The sequence below is a fragment of the Actinotalea sp. genome (genome assembly GCF_035443605.1).
In the GTDB taxonomy this organism is placed as follows: Bacteria; Actinomycetota; Actinomycetes; order Actinomycetales; family Cellulomonadaceae; genus Actinotalea.
Window position 1 is genome coordinate 1 of record NZ_DAORSQ010000175.1, and the last position, 3399, is coordinate 3399.

General features: G+C 74.7%; 4 protein-coding genes. All 4 read left to right on the top strand.

Features of this window, described 5'->3' with window-relative positions; genetic code table 11:
- Positions 1 to 46: 46 nt before the first annotated feature.
- Positions 47 to 217 (top strand): ATP-binding protein DrrA1-3 family domain-containing protein, encoded by a 171-nt coding sequence (locus PKY62_RS12755; RefSeq protein ID WP_324537536.1) that lies wholly within the window; start codon positions 47 to 49, stop codon positions 215 to 217.
- A gap of 20 nt (positions 218 to 237) precedes the next feature.
- Positions 238 to 1509 carry an ABC transporter permease gene (locus tag PKY62_RS12760; RefSeq protein WP_324537538.1) on the top strand — a complete coding sequence of 424 codons (1272 nt, stop codon included), beginning with the start codon at positions 238 to 240 and terminating at the stop codon, positions 1507 to 1509.
- A complete protein-coding gene (gene purT / locus PKY62_RS12765; protein ID WP_324537540.1) occupies positions 1506 to 2753 on the top strand; it encodes a formate-dependent phosphoribosylglycinamide formyltransferase in 1248 nt (415 codons plus the stop codon). Before PKY62_RS12760 ends, purT begins: the two co-directional genes overlap by 4 nt.
- Before the next feature lie 4 nt (positions 2754 to 2757).
- The coding region (locus PKY62_RS12770) for a TrmH family RNA methyltransferase (protein ID WP_324537543.1) at positions 2758 to 3399 on the top strand (642 nt) is incomplete at its 3' end.

Sequence of the window (3399 nt, forward strand, 5' to 3'; positions counted from 1 at the left end):
GATGTAGTTTTTGTCATCGTCGGGCGTGTAATCGGCGTTCGACCGGGTGCCCGGCGCGACCGTGCTGCTCCACCAGGGCGAGACGTGGCTCGTCGGGCTGACCCCCGATGCCGACGACCAGGCGCTGCTCGCGGCGGCCCAGGGCCACGGTGCCGTGCGGGAGTTCACCCCGGTGGTGCCGACGCTGGCGGAGATCTTCCGGGAGGTCGTGACGTGAGTGCTCAGGAGGCTCGTGCGGTGCGCGCGCAGCGGTCCGATGCGATGAGCGGCTGGTCGGCGGTGCGCGTGGTCGCCGGTCGCGAGATCGCCGTCAAGCTGCGGGACAAGGGCTTCATCGGCTCGACCCTCTTCATGCTGCTGCTCGTGGTCGCCGCGACCGTGATCCCCGTGCTCCTGAGCCAGCAGACGCCGTCCCTGCGCGTGGCCGTGCAGGGCCCGGCGGCCGCCCAGGCCGTCGAGCTCGCGGCGGCGCTCGGGGTCCAGGCCCAGGAGTCCGACGCCGAGGTACCACCGGCGCTCGCGCTGCTGGGGGCCGGCGGGCTGCCCGCCGCCGATCTCACGAGCGTCGAGGTCGAGCCCGGCGGCGACATCGAGCGCCTCGTGCTGGACGGTGACGTCGCGGCCGCCGTCGTCGGCGACGACCTCGAGGCGCTGCGCGTGCTCGGCGCCCAGGGCGTGCCGGGCGAGGTCGACGTGCTCGTCCGGGCGGCCGCCACCCAGCTGCAGATCGCGCAGGCCGCGCAGGACGGCGCGCTGACCGACGAGCAGGTGCTGGCGCTGACCAGCCCCGCGCCGCCGACGGTGGAGCTGCTCGACGCGCGCCCCACGGGCTCGGTGCCGCCGGAGCTCCTCGTCATCGTCTTCGCGTTCCTCTTCTACCTGTCCGTGCTGACGTTCGGCATGTCCATCGCGCAGAGCGTGGTCGAGGAGAAGCAGTCCCGCGTGGTGGAGCTGCTCGTCGCGGCACTGCCCGTGCGGTGGCTGCTGGCCGGCAAGGTGCTCGGCAACACCGTCATGGCCGTCGGGCAGATCGTCGTCATCCTCGGCGCCGGCCTCGTCGGGGCGATGGTCGGCGGGCAGGGCGAGGTGCTGCGCCAGGTGCTCGGGGCGTCGGGCTGGTTCGTGCTGTTCTTCGTCCTCGGCTTCGTCATGCTGGCCTGCCTGTGGGCCGTCGCCGGGTCGCTCTCCTCGCGCGTCGAGGACCTGCAGTCCACGACGGTCGTCATGCAGGTGCTCGTCATCGTGCCGTTCTTCGCGGCGATCTTCGCGATCGACCCGGGTCCCACCCAGCGCGTGCTGTCCTTCATCCCGTTCACCGCGCCGCTGCTCATGCCGGCGCGCGTGGTGCTCGGCAACGCCGCGCCGTGGGAGCCCGTGGTGGCGGCCCTCGTCGTGCTCGTCACCGCGGTGCTCTTCGTCCTGCTCGGCGCTCGGCTCTACGAGGGCTCCGTGCTGCACACGACCTCACGACTCAAGGCCCTGCAGGCCTGGAAGGGGGCCACCCGATGACCCCGGTCCCGCAGCTCACCCCCGTCACCCTCGGCACGCCGCTCACCCCCGGCGCGACGCGCGTGCTGCTGCTCGGGGCCGGCGAGCTCGGCAAGGAGGTCGCGATCGAGCTCCAGCGCCTCGGCGCCGAGGTCATCGCGGTGGACCGGTACGCGGACGCCCCCGCGATGCAGGTGGCGCACCGCGCGCACGTGGTCGACATGCTCGACGCCGACGCGCTGCGGGGCGTGCTCGCCGCCGAGCGGCCGCACGTCGTCGTGCCCGAGATCGAGGCCATCGCCACCGCCGTGCTCGCCGACGTCGAGGCGACCGGGGTCCGCGTGGTGCCCACCGCGCGCGCGACCCGACTGACCATGGACCGTGAGGGCATCCGGCGGCTCGCCGCCGAGGAGCTCGGCCTGGCGACCTCCCCGTACCGCTTCGTCGACTCCCTGCCGGACCTGCGCGACGCCGTCGGCGCCCTGGGTCTGCCGTGCGTGGTCAAGCCCGTCATGTCGTCGTCGGGCAAGGGGCAGTCGGTCCTGCGGACCGCGGCGGACGTCGAGGCGGCGTGGGCCTACGCCCAGACCGGCGGGCGGGTCGCGGCGGGAGCCGGCGCCGGCGGCGCGGGCGCGGTGCGGGTCATCGTCGAGGGGTTCGTGCGGTTCGACTCCGAGATCACGCTGCTCACCGTGCGCCACGCGGGCGGGACGACGTTCTGCGACCCCGTGGGGCACACCCAGGTGGACGGTGACTACCGCGAGTCGTGGCAGCCGGCAGCGCTGCCCGACGGCGTGCTGGGCCGCGCGCAGGCGATGGCCGCGACGGTCACCGCGGCGCTCGGCGGGTGGGGCGTGTTCGGGGTGGAGCTCTTCGTCGTCGGCGACGACGTGCTGTTCTCCGAGGTCTCCCCGCGCCCGCACGACACGGGGCTGGTGACCCTGGTCTCGCAGGACCTCTCCGAGTTCGCCCTGCACGCGCGCGCCGTGCTGGGGCTGCCGGCCGGCGACGTGCTGCGGCTGGGCGGCCCGGACCAGGCAGCCGCGGCGTCGTGCGCCGTGCTCGCCGAGGGCAACGGGGTGCCGGTGTTCGGCGGGGTCGAGGCGGCGCTGGCGGTGCCGACCGCCCAGGTGCGGCTGTTCGGCAAGCCCGTGGTCGCCGGGCGGCGCCGGGTCGCGGTGACGCTGGCCCGCGGCGCGGACGTCGAGCGGGCCAGGGAGCGCGCGCGCACGGCGGCCGCGGCCCTCACGGTCACCCTCACCTGACCCGGTGGGCGCCGACCGAGGGGAGCGCGGGGTCGAGGACCACCTCGAGGTGGGCGTCGGGCCGTGGCCGGGCGGGCCGGCGGCGTGGCCGACCGACCCCCGCCTCGACCCCGACCTGCTCGCCCACGGCGACCGGCGCAACGTCGTCGACCGCTACCGCTACTGGACGGTCGAGGCGATCGTCGCCGACCTCGACCGCACGCGGCACCCGTTCCACGTGGCGATCGAGAACCTCGCGCACGACTTCAACATCGGGTCCGTCGTACGGACCGCGAACGCCTTCAACGCGGCCTCGGTGCGCGTGGTCGGCCGGAAGCGGTGGAACCGCCGCGGCGCGATGGTGACCGACCGCTACCTGCACGTGGAGCACCACGACGACGCGACGGCGCTCGCCGCCTGGGCTGCCGAGGCGGGGATCCCGGTGGTCGGCGTCGACAACCTCCCGGGCTCGGTCCCGCTCGAGACGTTCGACCTGCCGCGCGAGTGCGTGCTGCTGTTCGGGCAGGAGGGCACCGGCCTCTCTGACGCCGCGCGCTCGGTCTGCGCCGCGACGGTGTCGGTGGCGCAGTACGGCTCGACCCGCTCGATCAACGTCGGCGCGGCGGCGGCCGTGGCGATGCACGCCTGGATCAGGCGTCACGTGTTC